At 64.9% G+C, this 19,288-nt stretch carries 21 protein-coding genes and 3 tRNA genes; 9 read left to right on the top strand and 15 right to left on the bottom strand.

Annotated elements, in window-relative coordinates:
* Positions 1–9: 9 nt before the first annotated feature.
* Positions 10–1,383, bottom strand: a complete 1,374-nt coding sequence (locus KW825_RS15555) for an endonuclease/exonuclease/phosphatase family protein (RefSeq protein WP_218329714.1) — start codon at positions 1,381–1,383, stop codon at positions 10–12.
* Positions 1,384–1,525: 142 nt separating this feature from the next.
* Here KW825_RS15555 and KW825_RS15550 point away from each other — a divergent pair, with 142 nt between their 5' ends.
* Positions 1,526–2,362, top strand: coding sequence for a patatin family protein (locus KW825_RS15550; protein ID WP_218329713.1), 837 nt, complete (start codon positions 1,526–1,528; stop codon positions 2,360–2,362).
* A gap of 18 nt (positions 2,363–2,380) precedes the next feature.
* Here the strand turns inward: KW825_RS15550 and KW825_RS15545 are convergent, their stop codons facing one another.
* The 5 genes from KW825_RS15545 to KW825_RS15525 form a co-directional block, all read right to left on the bottom strand.
* Entirely contained in the window at positions 2,381–2,656 is a 276-nt protein-coding gene (locus KW825_RS15545; protein WP_218329712.1) for a hypothetical protein, read from the bottom strand.
* A 135-nt stretch (positions 2,657–2,791) separates the two neighbouring features.
* Positions 2,792–2,876, bottom strand: a tRNA-Tyr gene (locus KW825_RS15540).
* A gap of 49 nt (positions 2,877–2,925) precedes the next feature.
* Positions 2,926–3,010, bottom strand: a tRNA-Tyr gene (locus KW825_RS15535).
* A 32-nt stretch (positions 3,011–3,042) separates the two neighbouring features.
* A tRNA-Tyr gene (locus KW825_RS15530) sits at positions 3,043–3,127 on the bottom strand.
* A 295-nt stretch (positions 3,128–3,422) separates the two neighbouring features.
* Complete coding sequence (locus KW825_RS15525; protein WP_218329711.1) at positions 3,423–4,508, bottom strand: ketoacyl-ACP synthase III; 1,086 nt, start codon at positions 4,506–4,508, stop codon at positions 3,423–3,425.
* A 203-nt stretch (positions 4,509–4,711) separates the two neighbouring features.
* Here KW825_RS15525 and KW825_RS15520 point away from each other — a divergent pair, with 203 nt between their 5' ends.
* The 6 genes from KW825_RS15520 (at position 4,712) to KW825_RS15495 (ending at position 10,148) form a co-directional block, all read left to right on the top strand.
* Complete coding sequence (locus KW825_RS15520) at positions 4,712–5,692, top strand: LysR family transcriptional regulator (protein WP_218329710.1); 981 nt, start codon at positions 4,712–4,714, stop codon at positions 5,690–5,692.
* Between the two features lie 127 nt (positions 5,693–5,819).
* On the top strand, positions 5,820–6,428 hold the full coding sequence (locus tag KW825_RS15515; RefSeq protein ID WP_218329709.1) for a LysE family translocator: 609 nt from the start codon (positions 5,820–5,822) through the stop codon (positions 6,426–6,428).
* Positions 6,429–6,674: 246 nt separating this feature from the next.
* Positions 6,675–8,522, top strand: a complete 1,848-nt coding sequence (locus tag KW825_RS15510) for a U32 family peptidase (protein ID WP_218329708.1) — start codon at positions 6,675–6,677, stop codon at positions 8,520–8,522.
* 183 nt (positions 8,523–8,705) lie between these two features.
* Positions 8,706–9,035: a DHCW motif cupin fold protein gene (locus KW825_RS15505; protein ID WP_218329707.1), complete on the top strand. Its 330-nt coding sequence runs from the start codon at positions 8,706–8,708 to the stop codon at positions 9,033–9,035.
* A 40-nt stretch (positions 9,036–9,075) separates the two neighbouring features.
* Positions 9,076–9,321, top strand: coding sequence for a DUF1272 domain-containing protein (locus tag KW825_RS15500; RefSeq protein ID WP_218329706.1), 246 nt, complete (start codon positions 9,076–9,078; stop codon positions 9,319–9,321).
* 155 nt (positions 9,322–9,476) lie between these two features.
* Entirely contained in the window at positions 9,477–10,148 is a 672-nt protein-coding gene (locus KW825_RS15495; RefSeq protein ID WP_218329705.1) for a class I SAM-dependent methyltransferase, read from the top strand.
* A gap of 99 nt (positions 10,149–10,247) precedes the next feature.
* Here KW825_RS15495 and KW825_RS15490 read toward each other — a convergent pair whose 3' ends face one another.
* The 4 genes from KW825_RS15490 to KW825_RS15475 all read right to left on the bottom strand — a co-directional run bounded on the left by KW825_RS15490 (position 10,248) and on the right by KW825_RS15475 (position 13,615).
* Positions 10,248–10,670, bottom strand: coding sequence for a cupin domain-containing protein (locus tag KW825_RS15490; protein WP_218329704.1), 423 nt, complete (start codon positions 10,668–10,670; stop codon positions 10,248–10,250).
* A gap of 217 nt (positions 10,671–10,887) precedes the next feature.
* Positions 10,888–11,262, bottom strand: a complete 375-nt coding sequence (locus KW825_RS15485; RefSeq protein WP_042654167.1) for a cupin domain-containing protein — start codon at positions 11,260–11,262, stop codon at positions 10,888–10,890.
* 359 nt (positions 11,263–11,621) lie between these two features.
* Positions 11,622–12,098, bottom strand: coding sequence for a methylated-DNA--[protein]-cysteine S-methyltransferase (locus tag KW825_RS15480; protein ID WP_218329703.1), 477 nt, complete (start codon positions 12,096–12,098; stop codon positions 11,622–11,624).
* Complete coding sequence (locus tag KW825_RS15475; protein ID WP_218329702.1) at positions 12,095–13,615, bottom strand: AlkA N-terminal domain-containing protein; 1,521 nt, start codon at positions 13,613–13,615, stop codon at positions 12,095–12,097. The genes KW825_RS15480 and KW825_RS15475 overlap by 4 nt, the downstream gene beginning before the upstream one ends.
* A gap of 199 nt (positions 13,616–13,814) precedes the next feature.
* On the opposite strand from KW825_RS15475, the gene KW825_RS15470 reads away from it, so the two are divergent.
* Positions 13,815–14,216: a glyoxalase/bleomycin resistance/dioxygenase family protein gene (locus tag KW825_RS15470; protein WP_042654164.1), complete on the top strand. Its 402-nt coding sequence runs from the start codon at positions 13,815–13,817 to the stop codon at positions 14,214–14,216.
* A gap of 66 nt (positions 14,217–14,282) precedes the next feature.
* Here KW825_RS15470 and KW825_RS15465 read toward each other — a convergent pair whose 3' ends face one another.
* The 4 genes from KW825_RS15465 to KW825_RS15450 form a co-directional block, all read right to left on the bottom strand.
* The gene (locus tag KW825_RS15465) at positions 14,283–15,761 is read right to left on the bottom strand and encodes a carboxypeptidase M32 (protein WP_218329701.1); all 1,479 of its coding nucleotides are present in this window, start codon (positions 15,759–15,761) and stop codon (positions 14,283–14,285) included.
* Between the two features lie 133 nt (positions 15,762–15,894).
* Positions 15,895–16,464, bottom strand: coding sequence for a DNA endonuclease SmrA (gene smrA, locus KW825_RS15460; RefSeq protein ID WP_218329700.1), 570 nt, complete (start codon positions 16,462–16,464; stop codon positions 15,895–15,897).
* A gap of 194 nt (positions 16,465–16,658) precedes the next feature.
* Positions 16,659–16,808: a DUF3149 domain-containing protein gene (locus KW825_RS15455; protein WP_084228384.1), complete on the bottom strand. Its 150-nt coding sequence runs from the start codon at positions 16,806–16,808 to the stop codon at positions 16,659–16,661.
* A 180-nt stretch (positions 16,809–16,988) separates the two neighbouring features.
* The gene (locus KW825_RS15450; RefSeq protein WP_218329699.1) at positions 16,989–17,888 is read right to left on the bottom strand and encodes a TraB/GumN family protein; all 900 of its coding nucleotides are present in this window, start codon (positions 17,886–17,888) and stop codon (positions 16,989–16,991) included.
* Positions 17,889–17,974: 86 nt separating this feature from the next.
* Between KW825_RS15450 and KW825_RS15445 the strand changes: the two genes are divergently transcribed.
* The gene (locus KW825_RS15445) at positions 17,975–18,307 is read left to right on the top strand and encodes a DUF1904 family protein (protein ID WP_042654161.1); all 333 of its coding nucleotides are present in this window, start codon (positions 17,975–17,977) and stop codon (positions 18,305–18,307) included.
* A 71-nt stretch (positions 18,308–18,378) separates the two neighbouring features.
* On the opposite strand, the gene KW825_RS15440 is transcribed toward KW825_RS15445, so the two are convergent.
* The gene (locus tag KW825_RS15440) at positions 18,379–19,209 is read right to left on the bottom strand and encodes an SDR family oxidoreductase (RefSeq protein WP_218329698.1); all 831 of its coding nucleotides are present in this window, start codon (positions 19,207–19,209) and stop codon (positions 18,379–18,381) included.
* Positions 19,210–19,288: the final 79 nt, after the last annotated feature.

The following is a 19,288-nucleotide window of genomic DNA, read 5'->3' as shown; positions in this document are numbered from 1 at the left end:
TCCCGCGTATTAGGGGTTCAGTTCGACGTCCACCCACACCAGGCGATGGTCCGAGCTCACTCCCTTGGCGATGCCGAGCTTGGCGTCATACACCAGGTGGTAGCCCGGCTCGAAGCTGGCGGGCCAGAACACGCCGGAGGCGACCGCGTTGAGGTTGGCGGAGGGGATCAGGTGATCGAGCTGCAGGCCGCTGCTGCTGGTGATGCGCTCCGGGGTGGTGCGGCCGTTGTTGCGCTTGCACTGATCCGGCTGGCTGGCGAGGCACTCGGGGCCACCCTGGCTGACCGGGATCAGGGCGCCGTTGGTGACCGCCTGGTTGACCAGCGCATGGTTGTGCAGGTCCTGGATGGCACTGAGATCCCCGTCACCGAGCTGGGGATCGGCGTTGAGATCCCCGGCGATGACGAACCTGGCACCCTGTGGCAGGCCGCCGGCCTTGCCTGCGTCGTCCACCATGTAGCTGGCGGCCTCCACATAGTCCTGCCAGAAGGCGACCTCGGCTCTGTTGTGCTTGACGTTGTGGCGCGCCGCGTTGCCGAAGATGGGCGGGGTCGGGTGAGAGATGAGGAAGTGGACCACCACCTCCTTGTTGCCCTGCTTGATGCGCACCGGCACGTCGGCGTGATTCTTGGAGGAGAGCGGGAACTGCTCCCAGGCCGCGGCGTCATACCAGGCATCGCCGCACTGGCGACCGGCCGGGATCGGGGCCTTGGGGTTGTTGCAGTCGTCGATGATGGGGTTGGCTTCGCCCGGCATGTCCTTCCACTTGAACCGCTGGAAGGTGCGGATCCCTTTGGTATCGATGGGGTACTTCGACATCAGGGCGAAGGCGTACTGGCCGTGGTAGTTGCCAAAGCCCCAGGCGTCATCCGGCCCGCTGTTGCGCTTGCCGTCCAGATTGAGATCATGACCGCTCATCAGGCCGGTGTTGGTGGCGAAATTCTGCATCACCGGGTAGCTGATGGCCTGCACCTCGCCGTGCTGCGGGTGGGCCAGGTAGTTGTCGTTGAAGGCCTTCAGATCGGCGGTGCTCTCGCCCTTGCCGTCGTTGTCGAATTCGTTCAGCAGGAAGACGTCCGGGCGGGTGCGCTGGATGATCTCGGCGATATTGCGGATCTGCTGCACGTCTTTCGCCTGGGTGATCTCGGCCTTGCCGAGGCTGGTGTCACCGTCCTGATAGCGGGCCAGCAGGGCATCCTGGGCGGCGCGGTCCAGGGCCAGTTCGCCGCTCAACATGCCGGGGGCGGTGCGATCGAACGAGAGGTTGAAGGTAGCGAAGCGAACCATGGGATCGGGGGCCTTGGAGTCATTGTTGCTGTTACAGCCTGCCAGCATTCCGAGAGAAATGGCAGCGGCGAGCAGGGACTTGTTGATATTTTTCATTGTAATATTCCGTAGCATCAATATGTTATGCCTCTGTAGGGTCAAGTGAGGCGTGGCCATTATAGGGATCCCGCCCTTGGGTAGGGCGCCGGATGAGCCAAAGTGTGAGTCCATTCACAGAGCAGAACAGAGGGGAAACGAGATGAGTCGGCGGCAAACGGCCCTGGTGGTCGAGGGGGGCGCCATGCGCGGCATCTTTGCCGCCGGGGTGCTGGATGCCTTCATGGCCAGGGGAGTGACGGCGTTCGATCACTGCATCGGGGTCTCGGCGGGAGCGGTCAACCTGGCGGCCTTCCTGGCCGGCCAGCAGGGGCGCAACCACAGCGTCATCACAGATTACTCCTGTCGCCCCGAGTTCATCAGCCTGGCGAAGTTCATGCGCGGCGGTCATTGGCTGGATCTCGACTGGCTGTGGGAGATCACCATCCGCGAGTGCCGGCTCGATCTGGCGCGGTTTGCCGCTAACCCTGTGCCGCTGACGGTGGTAACCACCCGGGTCTCGGACGGGCAGGCCGCCTATCTCAAGGCGACGGCGGAGGAGCTGGAGCAGCAGATCAAGGCCTCCTGCTCGGTGCCGCTCGCCTATCGCGACTTCGTGCGGCTCGGGGGCGAGGCGATGACCGACGGCGGGGTGGCGGACTCCATCCCGGTGCGCCACGCCTATGAGCAGGGGGCGCGGGACATCACAGTGGTGCTCTCCCGCCCGCTCGGCTATCGCAAGCGGGCGCCGCGTCTGCCCGCCCTGCACCGTTACCTGCTGCGGCAGACCCCGGCGCTGGCCCGCGCCAGCCTGGCCCGCCATCACAGCTACAACGACGCCATCGACTTCATCCGCAATCCGCCGGCGGATTGCCGCATCCGGCTCATTCATCCGCCCGCGGGCTTCAGGGTCGGTCGCATGACCACGGATCCGGACAAGCTGGAGCAGGGCTATCAGATGGGCTGGCAGGCGGCGCAGGCCTACCTGGGCACGGGTTAGTGCCCGGCGGCGAGCGGCTTAACGAAGGGCGTGGTGCGACTGCGGAAGGCGGCCATCGAGCAGGGGCACGTGCCCGATGGCCTGGTCCAGCCAGGCCCAGTCCAGCGGCGGTGTGCCGGCCTTGAAGCGCTGGTAGGCGCGGCCCTCGCGGACGGTCAGGAACAGGGTCGTCGACAGGCCGAGGCGATTGAGATAGCGCACCATGACGTCGCCCTGATAGTTGTGCAGCCGTTGCTGCAGTTGGGGCAGGCTCAAGCCCTGCTCCTGACCGGTTTCATCCCAGATTGCAAACATGCGAGGTGGCTCCTGACGGTGAGGAGTCCACTGTTTCGAAAAAAGCGGGGGAGGGCAATTGTCAGATCTGACAGTGCCAAATGGCATCTAGCCATAAAAGCGAAAACCCGGCGCTGGGCCGGGTTTTCTGAAGAATGGTGGAGGGAGAAGGATTCGAACCTTCGAAGGCAGAGCCGTCAGATTTACAGTCTGATCCCTTTGGCCGCTCGGGAACCCCTCCACAGGGGTACTACTTTTTTTACAGGCCTAACTCATACAGTTCAGGAAGATGGTGGAGGGAGAAGGATTCGAACCTTCGAAGGCAGAGCCGTCAGATTTACAGTCTGATCCCTTTGGCCGCTCGGGAACCCCTCCACGGGGTATTTTCCTGATTTTTCGCACTTGAATGGTGGAGGGAGAAGGATTCGAACCTTCGAAGGCAGAGCCGTCAGATTTACAGTCTGATCCCTTTGGCCGCTCGGGAACCCCTCCCCAAGTGCGAGGCCGCATACTACCAGATCCGGTAAGGTTGTGAACCCCTCAGGCCCATTCTGACGACAAAAAAATATCGTTTGGTTATTTTTTGATTTATTCAGCTCAAAATTCACGCTTTTCAATGACTTTCAGGGGCGGTGCGCCGCCGTTTGGGCGCGGATGTGGACGGGGTGATTGGCGGCAGGGAAGAGGGGCGGAGATAAAGATGGAGATAAGAAAGAGGAGCCAGCGCTGGCTCCTCTTTCTTGTTCATGCAACTGCGCCTTGTCTGTTCACGCAGTGGCGGCCTGGCTCAGACCTCGGTGCTGGCCTGCTGGCAGCCCGCGACGGCGTGGGCGATCAGCTCCAGCGCGCTCTGCTCACAGGGCGGCAGCTCGACATCGCAGTGGCCAAGCGGGGTGACCCTGTCGCCCCACTTGATGAGGGCGGCGCCCCAGGTCAGGCCGGCCCCGAAGGCGGCGCTGAGCAGATAGGAGTTCGGCTTGACCCGACCCTGCTCCAGCGCCTCGCACAGGGCGATGGGCACGGTGGCGGCCGAGGTGTTGCCGTAGTGCTCTATGTTGACCATCACCTTGTCCATAGGCGCATTCATGCGCTTGGCCAGGGTCTCGATGATGCGCATGTTGGCCTGGTGCGGCACTATGAGATCGACCTGCTCGGGGGTGATGCCGGCCTGGGCCAGCACGGCGCCGGTGGCCTCACCCATGCCGCGCACGGCCCGTTTGAAGATCTCCTGCCCCTCGAAGTTGAAGGTGAAGAGGCCGTCGATGTCGGCGAAGCGTACCCGATCGGTGCCAAAGTTCGGCACGTGCAGGATCTCGCGCGCCTCGCTGTCGCAGCCGAGCTTGTTGGCGATGAGGCCGGACTGGTTGTCGCTCGCCTCGATCACCACGGCGCCGGCGCCGTCACCAAACAGCACGGCGGTGTCGCGCTTGGCCCAGTCCAGCAACTGGGTGAGACGCTCGGCGCCTATCACCAGCACCTTCTGCATCATGCCGGTCTGGACCAGGGAGGTGGCCACGGAGAGCGCATAGACGAAGCCGGTACAGGCGGCATTGAGGTCGAACACCGCCGCCTTGTGGGCGCCGAGGGCTTGCTGCACGGCAGAGGCACAATTCGGGATCAGGGTGCCCGGGGTGGCGGTGGCCAGGATGATGCCATCCAGCGCACCGGCCTCGAGACCGGCGCAGGCCAGGGCGCGGCGACCGGCCAGGGTGGCGAGTTCGGTGTTGCTGACGTGGGAGACCCGGCGTGCCTTGATGCCGGTACGCGGATAGATCCATTCATCCGACGTTTCCATGATGGTGCTGAGCGCATCGTTGGTCAGCACTGCGGGGGGCAGGCATTTGCCCCAGCCGGTGATATTGGCGTATTTCATCTTGTTATCGCTTCTTGTTGTGGATCGCCCGCGGGCGGAAACTCGCGCAATTATGCCGTACCGGTTTTCCAGTGTCATCTCGCGGCCCTGTTTTGGCAAATGGCGGAAGGCGGGGTGGGGGACGAATAAGCCGGTGATTTTGCTTAAAATAGCGCCCCGCCTTGCCCTAAGATAGGGGCTGGTTTCTCCCAGGGATGATCTGAGTGCACAAAGCGAATCTCAACCTGTTGCCAACCCTCAAGGTCTTGCTGGAGACCCGCAACATCAGCCGGGCCGCCGAGCTGCTGCACCTTAGTCAACCCTCCATCAGCAAGCAGCTCAATCAGCTGCGCGGCGAGTTTGGCGACGAGCTGCTGGTGCGGGAGGGGCAACGCTGGCTGCTGACCCCGCGGGCCGAGAGTCTGGCGGCGGCGCTGGCCGATCCGCTCGGGGCCCTGGCGCGGCTCTACGAGGCGCCCGGCTTCGAGCCCGCCCGCTGCGAGCGGGTGTTCCGGCTCGCCTCCTCCGACTATGTGGCCCAGCACATCCTGCCGGACATCTGCGCGGCGCTGGCGAGGGCGGCGCCGCTGGCGGCGCTCGAATACAGCCTGTGGGACAAGCGCCAGCTGCCGCAGCTGTGGCAGTCCGAGCTGGATCTGGTCTCCACCATCACGGAGCTGGTGCCGGATCAGATCCGCGGCCTGCATCAGGGGGAAGACCGGCTGGTGATGCTGATGGGGCGTCACCATCCGCTGTCTGGTACGGCGCCGACCCTGGAGGACTACCTCGCCTGGCCCCATCTGCAGGTGAGCGGCGGCGGTGACAAGGACAGCCCGGTGGAGCAGGTGCTGACGCCCCAGGGCCTCTCCCGGCGCTGGTTCGCCCGGGTGCCCTTCTTCCAGGCGGCGGTCGAGGTGCTGCTGCGCACCGATTGCCTGATGACCACCCCGGCCCACATCGCCTGGCAACTGTCGCAGGAGCACGGCCTGAGCTTCTGCGATCTGCCCTTCGCCACCCGCTCCCAGCAGTATCATCTGCTGTGGCACCAGCGCCATCATCAGGATCCGGCCCACCAGTGGTTCAGGGAGCTGGCCTATCCCTTCCTGCGAGAACATCTGCAGCGGACCCTCGGCGAGAGCCGCAAACAACTAGCCGAGAGCCGCAAGCTACTGGACGAGAGCCACAAACCGCTCGGCAGATCCTGAGGTAGTGAGTCGTGCTGACCCATAGCCATTGGCTATGGGCTCTATTCATAACTTTCACTTCTGGCATGGCAGCGCGCCCGCTTAACCTGACTGCCGGTATTCATTTTCATTCGAGATAGAGGCAGTTATGGAATTCACGAGCTGGCTGGCGCTGGCGGCAATCTGTGTGATGGGGGCCATCAGCCCTGGGCCGAGTCTGGCGCTGATCATCCGTAATACGGTGCAGGGCGGGCAGGGCCACGGGGTGGCGACCGCGCTCGGCCATGGCCTGGGAGTCGGCATCTATGCGCTGGTCACCGCCCTGGGTCTCTCCTTGCTGATCACCCAGACCCCGCTGCTGTTCGATCTCATTCGTTACGGCGGCGCGGCCTTCCTCGCCTGGCTCGGTATCAAGGCGCTGCTGGCGAAACCCGCGAGCGGCGCGACCGAGGAGGCGGTGCATGCGCTGCGCGGTCGGCAGGGCGCGTTCGAGGGCTTCATGGTGGCCTTCCTGAACCCCCAGCTCGCCATCTTCTTCATCGCCCTGTTCAGCCAGTTCGTCCACGCCGACACCGGCTGGCGCGAGGGCGGCATCATGATGCTGACCGCCGGTGGCATCGATGCTATCTGGTACGTGCTAGTGGCGCTGGTGCTCTCCCGCGGCCCCGTGCTGACCTGGCTCAAGGCAAAGTCCTCCGTCATCGACAAAGTCAGCGGCCTGGTGCTGCTGGGGTTGGCGCTGAAGGTGGTGATCTAGACCAGTGTTTGGTGCCAGTGTAGCCAGCACAATCTCTCTGCTCCCTTCTCCCCTTGTGGGAGAAGGGTTGGGGATGAGGGGTGACCACATAGGCTTTTCTCGGCCCGGCGAGAGCCGCATCTCCCGTTTCGGGATGTCGGCTTGTCCAATCCTGCATTCTGCGGTGATCTTAAGCGGGATCAAGGCGGGGGGCGCCCGGTCTCGCTAGAGTGACGGGCATTTCTCGTCCGCCTTCAGACCAGACCTATGCAGGATCATACCCAGACTAACCGTCTTGAGCTGCTGGCTCCGGCCAAGAACCTCGCCTACGGCATCGAAGCCATCAACCATGGAGCCGATGCCGTCTACATGGGTGGCCCCGCGTTCGGTGCCCGCAGCGCCGCGGGCAACTCCCTCGAGGATATAGAGGCGCTGGCGCGCCATGCCCACCGCTTCGGTGCCCAGCTGTTTATCGCCTTCAACACCCTGCTGCACGACCACGAGCTGGAGCAGGCCCAACGCCTCGCCCACCAGATTTATGAGGCCGGGGCTGACGCGCTGATCGTGCAGGACATGGGGCTGCTGGCACTCGACCTCCCCCCCATAGCGCTGCATGCCAGCACCCAGACCGACAACCGCACCCCGGAGAAGGTGAAGTTCCTGCAGGATGTGGGCTTCTCCCAGGTGGTGCTGGCCCGCGAGCTCTCCTTGGAACAGATCCGCGCCATCAGCGCCCAGACCAATGTGCAGCTGGAGTTCTTCATCCACGGCGCGCTCTGCGTCTCCTACAGCGGCCAGTGCAACATCAGCTATGCCCGCACCGGCCGCAGCGCGAACCGCGGCGAGTGCGCCCAGCTCTGCCGGCTGCCCTGCTCGCTGCAGAAGCCGGATGGGGAGGTGCTGGTGGCGGACAGTCACCTGCTCTCCCTCAAAGACATGGATCAGAGCGCGAACCTGGAGGCGCTGATCGAGGCGGGTATCCGCTCCTTCAAGATCGAGGGGCGGCTCAAGGGGCTGGATTACGTGAAGAACGTCACCGCCTGGTATCGCCAGCGGCTCGACGCCATTCTGGATAAACGCCCCGATCTGGTGGCCGCCTCCGCCGGCAGTTGCAGCTACAGCTTCGTGCCGGATCCGAAGAAGAGCTTCAATCGCGGTTCGACGGACTACTTCCTGCACGAGCGCAAGGCCGATATCGGTTCCCCCAGGAGCCCGAAATACCTGGGGGAACCCCTCGGCAGGGTCACCAGGCTAACCCGGGAGGGCATAGAGATAGATGGGCATCAGGTGACACTGAATAACGGCGACGGCCTCGGCTTCTTCAAGCCGAACGACGAGCTGGTGGGGATGCGGTTGAACAAGGTAGAAGGTAAGCAGTTACTGCTCTCCGAGCCGGTGCCCGGGCTCAAGCTGGGCACCACCATCTACCGCAACCACGACAGCGCGTTCAGCAAGCTGTTGGAGAAGCCGAGCGCCGAGCGCCGCATCCGGGTCGATCTGCGGTTATCCGAGTGCGAGCAAGGCTTGCGGCTGGCGCTTTGTGACGAGCAGGGCATAAGCGCCAGCGTGACCCTCGCCTGTGACAAGCAGCCGGCCGACAACCCGGCGCGGGCGCTGCAACAGGCGCGGGATCAGCTTGGCAAGCTCGGCAACACCCTGTTCGTGGCGCGCCAGATCGAGTTGGTGTTAACGATGCCGCTGTTTATTGCGGCGTCCATGCTCAACGGTCTGCGGCGGGACGGCATAGCGGCGCTGGAGGCGGCACGGCTCGCCGCCTACCGGCGGCCAGAGCGGCGCATCGCACTGCGGGATGTGGCCCATCCCCAGCACCGTCTCTCCTACCTTGGCAACGTGCTCAATGGCGCCGCCGAGCAGTTCTTCCGCGAGCACGGGGTGGCGCGCATCGCCCCCGCTTTTGAGGCGAACAAGGAGGAGGGCGAGGTGGTGCTGATGATCACCAAGCACTGCATCCGCTTCAGCCAGAACCTCTGCCACAAGCAGGTGCCCGGCCTCAAACCCGAACCTCTGGAGCTTAAGATGGGCAAGGACCTGTTCCGCCTGCGCTTTGACTGCAATCGCTGCGAGATGCAGGTGATGGGCAGTCTCAAGCGCTAGTGCCCTATCGGGGGCCAGACGGGGCATGTCACGGGGCCGGATTCGATGGCAGTATAAGGGGCGCCAGAGGGGCGGCCCGCTTGATCCTGGCACTCTGACCTAGCGGTGGGATGACGGATAGCCCTCGACGGGCAATCAAGTCGCGCCGTGGCTATGCCGATTTTTCCGACAAAGGGAGTTGTGATGGAAATCAAGAACCTGCCGTTTTGCACGACCCGCTGGGCCGACATAGAGCCGACCGAGCATAAAGGGGAAACCGGTGTCGCCCGCTGGCATACCCAGCGCTTTGGCGAGCTGCGGGTGCGGATGGTGGAGTATTCCGCCGGCTATCTGGCGGATCACTGGTGCAGCAAGGGCCATGTGCTGCTGTGCATCGAGGGGGAACTGCACACCGAGTTGCAGGATGGCCGCGTCTTCACCCTGACGGCGGGCATGAGCTATCAGGTGGCCGACGACGCCGAGCCCCATAGATCCTTCACCGAGCAGGGCGCCAGACTGTTTATAGTCGACTGAGCCCTTCACCTTCTGCCGCCTGCCACTGAGGCCAACCACGATGCTCGAACTCAGACCCAACTGTGAATGCTGTGACCAGGATCTGCCCGCCGGCAGCGAGGAGGCCTATATCTGCTCCTTCGAGTGCACCTTCTGCGCCGATTGCTGCGAGCACCATCTGCATCATCTCTGCCCCAACTGCGGCGGCGAGCTGGTAAGACGCCCCCGTCGCCCCATGGCGAAACTGGTGAACAACCCTGCCTCCCTCAAGCGGGTGTTCAATCCGGCGCTGAGAAACCGGCCCTGAGCAACAAAGCCCGATAACACCGCGGCTACTGGGCCGCCATTTCTCAATCCTCAAGTGCGCTGCGGCCATGGTCTGAGGCGCCGGCCCATCATGGTGCTTTACCTTCTCCCGGCGGTAGCCTCTATCAAGGATCCTCAACCAGAGGAGAGTGCGAGATGGCGGAGCGATTCGAAGGGGCGGGGGTGCTGGATTATGACGGTCGCATCCCCCTGCTGGTGCCCGGTTATGAGCTGTTGCATCGGCTCAGCGCGGCCCAGCTGATGACGAGGCTGGACCCCGGTGGCAAGGTGCTGCTGGTGGGGGTGGGCACAGGCCACGAGCTGCTGCTCCTGGGCCGGCTCTGCCCTCACTGGCAGTTTGTCGCCCAGGACATCTCGGCGGACATGCTGGCCCAGGCCAGACGGCGCGCCGAGCAGGCGGGCATGGGCGCCAGGGTGCAGTGGTGGCAGGGGGAGCTGCCGGCCGCCGGGCTGGCATGTGATGGCGCGCTCTGTCTGCTGGTGCTGCACTTCCTGGCGCACGGCGCCAAGGCCGGGTTGCTGGCCACCATCGCCCGTCAGCTCACACCCGGGGCGCCGCTGCTGCTGGCGGATCTGATGGCGCCGCAAGACCCGTCCGAGCGGGCCGTCATGGGGCAGCAGGCGCACCTCGCCGGCTTGCCGGCAGCGGCCAGCGAGCAGATGGTGTTGCGTCTCGCGGACGATTTTATCCCGCTGGATGAGGCGCAGACCCAGGGGTTGCTGCGGGAGGCGGGGTTTACGGCGGGGCGGCGTTACTTTCAGGCGCTCGGCTTTCACGGCTGGCTGGCCGAGCGGATACCACTCTAAGGGGCAATCTGGTCGGCAGTCGGGGCGGCCCCTGTCTGAGGGGCACGCCCTGTCGTCTCCTGAGCGGGCCAGCAGAGGGCGCCCGCTCAGGTCACACGCTTATTTTTCCATCACCACGTTCCAGGGGCCATCCGCCTGGATAAAGAACAGTGCCGGCTCCTTGCCCTCCACCTTGGCCACATGCGGCACCTTGTCGGTCAGGGCAAAATAGGCGCCGGGGCCGAGGTGATATGCCTTGCCCGCCACCGTCAGGGTGATGGCGCCCGACACCAGCGTCACATAGTGATCCGCATCATGATGGTGATTCGGCGTCACCAGCCCCACCGGATATTTCAGGAAGAACCGGCTCTCCCCCTTCGTCATGTCACCCGACACCGGGGCGGCGGCGATGCCGTTGCCCATGTCCTTCCACTTGAGATCGGCCTTGCTCATCACCACGGTCGACTCGCCGGCGGCCCCGACGGGGGCGCCGACCAGCAGCAGTGCCGATAGCGAGAGGACGACTGCATGCATGAATTTCATCTGCTCTCTCCTTTGCGAGTAGAAAAGTCTGTTCGATGCGTGGCGAGGCCATCCCTCGACCCCGCCTCTCAATCATAGAGTCTGGGGGCACGGTGAAAGGGGGGGTGAAGGGGGCTGTGACGGGATGGACAAGATGGCGCGGCGGGTCTGTCTGTGCCGGTGGGCGAGTGCCCACCGGTGGGTTCGGTCGCAACCTGGGTGAGTTGCTGACGACACACTATGGCTTGGCGTACTGATCGGCGCTGAGCACCTCGATGCCAACGAAGGGTTCTTCCCCCTCGACCCAGGCGTCGTGCCCCGGCGGAATGGTGTAGGACTCGCCGGCGCTGATGGTCTTGAGGGTGCCGTCCGTCAGGCGGACCGAGATCGATCCCGAGACGGCGTAACCCACGTGCGAGAGCTGGCATTGGTCCGTCTTGACGACGGGTTTGATGCATTCGGACCAGCGCCAACCGGGGGCAAAGTTGAACCGCCCTATGGTGTAGCCATCGAGTTTAACGACCTCGACCCGGGTCTTGTCGGGTGAGCGCACCTCGTCAGGGGTGCCGTGGGACCTCACCTGGAATTGAGTGACGGTGACTGGAGTGGACATGTTTCCTCCTCGTTTCAAACGGATCGCAGCCGATGGCCGCGACCGGATCACCAGGAACACGCCGTGATCTCGACAGTCAACAAGTTGGCAACGCGCAGCGTCATTCCGGTATTCGAAGTATTCGCCCAAACTCGCGTCGGCGCAGCGCTTTGATGCCCGCCGCGGCCAAGTATTCGCTCCCTGCGCGGCGCTTCCGGCAGCTGGGTTTTTGTCCCTTTGCCCGCGGCCTCGGCATAACTCCTTGGCCTTCAATGCCTTGTCTTGTGGGGGCGGGCGGCCTGTCGTTGGGCTGTACATGCTGGATGGGCAAACGGCCAGGGGCCGGATGGCCCCTGGGAGTGGCGGAGAAAGCCCGGGGATCAGATCGGGATCCCCTCGAGGCGCAGCAGCGCCTGCTTGATGGGCAGGCCCCCCGCATAGCCGGTCAGGCTGCCATTCTGACCGATCACGCGATGGCAGGGCACTATGATTGACAGCGGGTTGCGGCCGTTCGCGGCGCCGACGGCGCGGCTCGCGCTCGGCTTGCCGATGGCGTGTGCGATCTCGCCATAGCTGCGCGTCTCGCCATAGGGGATGTCGCACAGCGCCTGCCAGACGCTGCGCTGAAACGCCGTGCCCTGGGCCGCGAGCGGCAGCGTGAAGCGTTGCAGCTCGCCGGCGAAATAGGCCCTGAACTGTGCAAGATAGGGCGCCAGCGCCTCGCTGTCTCGCCGCCAGCCGGCTTGATCCGGCAGCGTGCGCAGGCCGTCCACGAAGTCCACGTGGCGCAGGCCGTGCTCGTCGATGGCGACCAGCAGCTGGCCGCAGGCGGTATCCAGCAAATCGTAACGGATCATGATGTCACCTCCTCAGGTTGTTCATTGTCCGGGGTGCCGAGCAGCGCGGGCTGCTCGCTCATGGCGTGCCACAACCAGCTCGCGGCGTAGGCGCGCCAGGGCTGCCAGCACGCGCTGCGCGCCACGACCTCCCTGACCGGTAATTTGGTGCCGCTCCCGAGCGCCTTCTGCAGCACGAGATCGGCGGCGGGGAAGGCGTCCGGATCCTGCCCGGTGCGCAGCCGCCAGTAGGACACCGTCCAGGGGCCTATGCCCGGCAGCGCGAGCAGTGCCTCGTCGCTCGCGGTGGCGAGGGTGATCTCCCCGCTCGCGAGCGCGGCGGCCAGCGCCTGCAACGTGCGGATGCGGCTGCCCGGCATGCCGATGCCATCCAGCGTGAGCGCGCACAGCTGCGCCGGAGTCGGCAGCGCCGTCACGCCAAATTGTGCCTCGGTGCGCGCCACCAGCCGCCCCATAATGGTGATGGCGCCCTTGACCGACACCTGCTGACCGACGATGGCGCGCAGCATCACCTCGTATTCGTCCCAGCCGCCCGGCAGCCGCACGCCGAGCCAGCGCCCTTGCAGCCGTGCGAGCAGCGGATCTTCTGCGAGTCTTGCGCCTATGCGCACCATGTCAGCGTCGAGATCCCACATGCGCCGCACGCGATACAGCAGATCCGGCAGCGCGCTCGGCGGCAGGTCTCGCAGCGTCAGCCGCAGGCTGTGGCCCTTACCCGGCTCGATGCGGATCCACCCCTCCCGCTCGCCGATCCGGTGACGACGCTCATACGCATCGCCCTCGACGCGCTCCAGCCCCGGAATCGCGCGCAGCCGATAGAACGCGAGCATGGCCTGCACATCGAACGGCGGGCGATACGGCAGTTGCAATGTGAGGCTCGCCGGCGGCGTGTCCGTCGCCATATCGTCAGCCGCCGTCCCCTCGCGTTGGCGCAATGCGCGCGGTGCCAGGCCATAGGCCTGTTGCCACGCATCGTTGAAGCGCCGGATGCTCGCAAAGCCCGCCGCAAACGCGATGTCGGTGATCGGTAGCGTGGTCTCCGTCAACAGCCGCTTCGCGAGCAGCAGGCGGCGAGTCTGCTCCACCTGCTTCGGCGATGCGCCGAGGTGCTGCTCGAACTGACGCCGCAGCGTGCGCTCCGTGATGCCGGCCTGCGCCGCGAATTCGCCGAGCGAATGCTCGCCGAGCTCACCGCGCTCGATGCGGCTCAACATGCGTGCGAGCAGCGGCGGCAGATCCCCACCCTGCGACGGCGCTAACTCGGGCCGGCAGCGCAGGCAGGGACGCAGCCCGTGTTGCTCCGCCGCCGCCGCGAAGCGGAAGTACTGGACGTTGTGTTCGTGCGGCGCCCGGGCCGGGCAGATCGGCCGGCAATAGATGCCGGTGGACAGCACGCCGGTGAAGAAGCGGCCGTCGAAGCGCGCATCCCGGGCGAGCCGGGCGGCGTGGCACTGCTCGCGGGTGAGGCCGGGGATGATCTCGTCCTGATGGGGATCGGTCGGTGGCAACGGGTTCATGGCATGGGGCTCGGCACTGGATACATGTTTCGAGAGTAAGGGGGAGGGGGCGGCCTGACTAGCCAGAAACGGACAGGGATTAAAATAAAATTTCATCGGGATCTGCGGGCGGGAGCGCGCAGACGGTGAGGTGAAAACGGTCGAGTCAGGCGGCCAAATATGCGAATCTGCTGTTGACCCCATCAAGAAGGATGACCCCATGCCAGGACCCGCCCGCGCCGGTGCCCTGATCTACGCCAAGGATCTCGGACGGCTGACCCACTTCTACCGCACCCTGCTGCAGATGGAGATCCTCAGCCAGGATGAAGGTTTCGTGGTGCTGGAGAATCGCGACATCCAGCTGTTGCTGCACGCCATTCCTGACGCCATCGCCAGCGGCATCCAGATCGCGGTGCCGCCGCGGCTGCGGGAGGAGGGCGCCATCAAGCCGTTCTTCACGGTGTCGAGCCTCGCCTGGGCCGAGGCGAAGGCCGCGGATCTCGGAGGCGGTCTGCTGCCGCAACAGTGGTCAGCGCCGGGCTTCGTGCTGCGCAATGCGTTCGATCCCGAGGGCAATATACTGCAACTGCGCGAGTCGCTCACCGCGCCCGATCCGCTGTGACGGGCGACGACCAATAGAAACGGGGCAGCCTTGGCTGCCCCGTTTCGTCCTGCGGCTTGCTGACCGTTACTTCAGATAACGCTGCTCCAGATGCTTGCGCAGCCACTGCGGATCCAGCGCCGTGCCGGTCGCGCGGCGCACCAGCTCATCCGTATTGTGCTGGCTGCCCTGGGACCAGATGTGGCGGCCGAGCCAGCCGAAGATCTCCGGCAGCCGGCCCGCCGCGATCAGCTCGCCCATGTCACCGAGATCTCTCTCGAGTGCGAAGCGCTGCTGCGCCGCATACATGGCGCCGAGCGTGTAGCTCGGGAAGTAGCCGAACGAGCCGTCCGTCCAGTGGATGTCCTGCATGCAGCCGTTCTGGTAGTTGTCCTTGGTGGACAGGCCGAGCCACTGCTGCATCTTAGCATCCCACAGCTCCGGGATGTCAGCGACCTCGATGCGTCCCTCGATGAGGTCGCGCTCCAGCTCGTAGCGCAGGATCACGTGCGCGGGGTAGGTCACCTCGTCCGCATCGACGCGGATAAGACCCGGCTCGACGCGGTTGTACAGCCGCGCCAGGTTCGCCGGTGCCAACGCCGGCTGCTCGCCGAAGTGCTGACGGATGTGCGGCGCCAGCAGCGCCAGGAACGCGGGATGGTGGCCGAGCTGCATCTCGCAGAACAGGCTCTGGCTCTCGTGAATGCCCATGGAGCGCGCCTCGGCGACTGGCTGGCCGAGCAGGTTGCGCGGCAGGCCCTGCTCGTAACGCGCGTGGCCCGTCTCGTGCACTATGCCCATCAGGCTGGAGACGAACTCCTGCTCGTTGTAGCGCGTGGTGATGCGCACATCCGTCGGCACGCCGCCGCAGAACGGGTGGCTGCTGACGTCGAGCCGGCCGTGCGCGAAGTCAAAGCCGAGCAAGCCCATCACCTGCTGGCCGAGCGCCTGCTGGGTGGCGACGGGGAAGGGGCCCTGCGGGATCAGCAAGGTGTCACGCTTCTGTTGCTCGCTCACTTGCTGGATCAGGGACGGCAACCAGCCGGTGAGATCGCCGAAGATCTGATCCAGCCGCTCGCTCGTCATACCGGGCTCGTACAGCGCCAGCATGGCGTCGTAGGGGCGCACCCCGAGCGCCTCGGCGCGAAGGCGTGCCACTTCCCGCGACAGCTTCACCACCTCCTCGAGATTCGGGGCGAAGCCGGCCCAGTCGTTGTGCTTGCGCTGGCTGCGCCAGGCGTGCTCGCACTTGCTGCCGGCGAGCGACAAAGCCTCGACCAGGTCACTCGGCAGCAGGCTCGCATCCTGCCAGTGGCGCTTGATCTCCCGCAGGTTCGCCTGCTGGGTGGCGTCAAGCGATTCGCTCTCGGCCTTGGCAATCCAGTCGCCCAGCTCGGGGGCGGTGCGTTTCTGGTGGATCAGCACGCCGAGTTCGGCCATGGCCTCGGCGCGTGCCTCGTTGCCGCCTTCCGGCATCATGGCGGCCCGATCCCAGCCGCAGATGGCGCTGAGATGGGAGAGCCGGTGCAGCTGTTGCTGATGTTGTTCAAGCCTTTGGTATGACATGGGATTGTCCTTGTTATCGTCCCTGAGAGTATGCACCCCGTACCTGGCATGATCGGGGCCGTTCGATGCTAACACTGCCATCGCGCGTTTTACCACCCTGGCCGAGGATGCCTGACCAGATGACAGGTGCTGGCTAGCCGAGGCGCTGCTGGTGACGTTCGCGGTTCTGTGCCTGCTTGCGCTCGCTCTTTCTGAGCAGGACGTAGAGCGCGCCGCTGCCGCCGTGACGGCACTCGGCGCTGTGGATGGCCATCACCGCCGGCAGTTGCGGCAGCCAGGCGCTGACATGGCTGCGCGGGCTGCTGCGCTCCCCCTTGCCGTGCAGGATCAGCAGGCAGCGGATGTCGCGCTGCTCGCAATCCTGGATGAACAGCACCAGTGCCTGGCGCGCCTCGCTCAGCGTCTTCTGGTGCAGATCCAGGCAGCCTTGCAGCTCGTATTTGCCGAGTCGCAGCTTCTTGTAGACACCCTCCTGCACCCCGTCGCGCTTGAAGCCGATGAGGTCGTGGGGATCGAGCATGGGGGCAGCCTCCATGCCGAGGCTATCCAGAGTGAGCCGCTCGGCGCTGGCGGCCTGGCGGCGCGCGAGCTGTGCCTCGGTCGGGGTGGGGTTGCCCGCTGGGGGCCTGAGGTGGTCGCTACACAGTGGCCGCACGTCGGCCACTTCCTGCAGGAACAGTGAGCGTTCGTCGTCATGGGACACGGCAGGCCCTCCGCATGAGAATGAGGGCGCATTATAGCGAGCCTCGATCGTGCTTAGAATGGCGGGCCGGGCTCACCCGCTGGGATCATTGCGCCTCGGTTGGCGGGGCTTTGTGTGCATCACCTCGTATGGCGGGCCGGCGCGTCGTTTGGCATGGCTTGCCCGCAAGCGGCGGATCCGTTTCGCCTGCTGGTTTATTGCTCCTCGGTGGGCGGCTTGGCGTGCATCACCTTGTAGATGAAGTAGGCCGCGTAGGCGCTGATCAGCAGGAAGGTGCCGATAATCACCAGCATGGACATCAGTCCCACGCTGTTGCCAAACATCAGGTTGAGCCAAAACTCCATCTCGTTCACTCCTGTCATCCTTCGATGACAGGCATGATAGATACCTCTTTGGGAGGGAGGAGATGATCTCGATCAAGTCCCTTGCTGGTTATTTAACCGCTGACAGGTTCTGTGAGCGGCCTCGCAGTTGCGGCCGCCGCCGCTCTGAACCTAGTCCCTTATGGCGTCACGCCGCCAGGATCACTGGGCCGCCGGCGCGGTCGCGACCCTGCCCGGCTCGGTGAGCGCCGTGATGCGCCAGCCCTGCTGCTCCAGCAGCGCGAGCAGACCCTGCTCGCCGTAAAGATGCAGCGCCCCTACCACGATGAAGCTCTCGTTCGGCAGGGTGGACCACTTGGCCAGCCAGTTGCGGTTGCGCTCCGCCAGCAGGGTCTGCTCCAGCCAGGCCTGCAGCTTGGGGGGCGCCATCTCCTCTTTCAACAGGTTGATCAGGGTGGCCTGATCGCCGCTCTGCCATGCCGTCATCACCGCATCGAAGCCGCTCTTGAGCTCGGGCAACTCATCCAGGGTGCTCTCCAACATCAGGGTCTGATTGTCGCCGACGCTGGCGAGGTAGCCGAGCTGCTCGAGCAGCGTCTCGAAGCCGACGATGGGCTTGCCGCTCTCGCTCGCTCGCTTGGCGAAGTGCTGATCCACCCCGAATTCACCGCTATAGCCGGTGCGCTCCAGCGCCGCCTGGGTCAGGGTGATGGCCGCAAACCAGGGTCGCAGCGGTGCCAGCATGGTCTCGGTCAGCCCGTTCTGGCCGGCGGCGATCAGGGTGCGTCTATACAGCTCGGGCGGCACATGATCCTTGAGCGTCTTGCCGTCCACCAGTCGGGTGATGGAGCCCATCTCCTGCCACTGCTCCTGGCTGATGCTGGTCATGTTGACCTCCATCACCAGGGCGCGGCTCTGCTGCCAGGCCCGCTCGACGGGCTCGGGCAGCGGGTAGAGCGAGGGCTTGCCCGCATGAATGGAGCCCAGCAACCAGTGTTGCTCACTGCCCTTGCTGATGCGATAGAAGGCCGGATCTGCGAAGGCTTGCAGCGGCAGCAGCAGGCACAGCAGGAAGGAGAACAGCGTACGATGAAATCTCATGGGACACCTTATGTGAGGGGATGGCTTCTCTTCAAAGCAATAAGCCCTATGATAAGTCCTCATTTGTCACAGCCAAGAGGTTTCCCATGCCGCACCTTCGTTTTCGGGCAGTTTCTGTCGACACCCTGCAGCAGATAAGCCGCCCCTTGCTGGCGGATCTCTGCGCCCTGACCGGCGGCAAGCCGGAGTTTGTCACCCTGGAGTGCGTCGACAGCATCCGGGTACGCGACGGCGAGCGCGAGGTGGGTTCTCCGTTCGTGGAGCTGGTCTGGTTCGAGCGCCCGCAGGAGCTGCAGGATGCCGCCGCGGCACTCATCACCCGCCATCTGAAGGCGGTGCTGGGGGAGCAGACCTATGTGGTGGTGCAGGTGCTGCCGATCGTCAAGAGCCACTACTACAGCGACGGCCAGCACTATTGAGGAGGGTAAACCAGGTCGGCGCCTCGGGTTAGGCGGCCCGGGTTGCTTGATGCCCATGGCCGCTCACGGGATCACACCGACTTGCCGAGGATCCGGTCAAGCCAGCGGCTCGGCAGCAGGCGGCGCAGCACAGTGAACAGCTTGGTCGGCAGGGTGACCGGGTAGCGATGCTTGGGACGCTTGTTCTGCAGCGCATGCAGCAGCGGTGGTATGCAGGCCTCGCTCGACAGGGTGAAGCCGCTGGTGGACCCCTCTTTCTCCAGCCGGGTCAGGGTCTGGCGATAGGCGCCCTGATGGCGGCTCTGGGCCGGATCGATGTGGCGCACGAAGGCGTCGCGGGCATTGGCACGAAAACGGGTGTCGATGGGGCCTGGCTCTATCAGGCTGATGTGCACGCCGCTGCCCTCGAGTTCGAGGCGCAGGGTGTCGGTGTAGCCTTCCAGCGCGAACTTGCTGGCGTTGTAGGCGCCGCGATACTTCATGGCCACCAGGCCGAGCACAGAGCTGTTCTGCACTATGCGTCCCTCACCAACGGCCAGCATGGCCGGCAGCACCTGACGAATGAGATGGTGCCAGCCAAACAGATTGGTGTCGAACTGGGCGCGTAGCGCCTCGGTGGGCAGGTCTTCCAGCGCGCCGGGCTGGCCGTAGGCGCCGTTGTTGAACAGCCCGTACAGGCGACCCCCGGCCAGTGCCAGTGCCTCTGCCGCCCCCCGCTCTATGCTGGCGGTGTCCGCCAGATCCAGCTGCACCGCCAGCAGGCCCTGCTGCCGCAGCTGTGCCACATCCTCGACCTTGCGGGCGGAGGCGATCACGGTGAAGCCGTGGGCACCGAGCGCCTTGGCGGCGGCGAGGCCGATGCCGCTGGAGCAGCCGGTGATAAGCACGAAGGGGTGGGGCATTGGGGTCATCCTGATTGGCGGCCAGCAGATGGCCGAAGCGTGCATGGTAGCCTGAGCGCCACCAAAAACAAAACCGGGC

The sequence above is a fragment of the Aeromonas sp. sif2433 genome (genome assembly GCF_019218705.1).
Lineage (GTDB): Bacteria > Pseudomonadota > Gammaproteobacteria > Enterobacterales > Aeromonadaceae > Aeromonas > Aeromonas encheleia.
The sequence above is the reverse complement of the archived record's forward strand: the minus strand, read 5'-3'. Positions and strand labels throughout refer to the sequence as shown.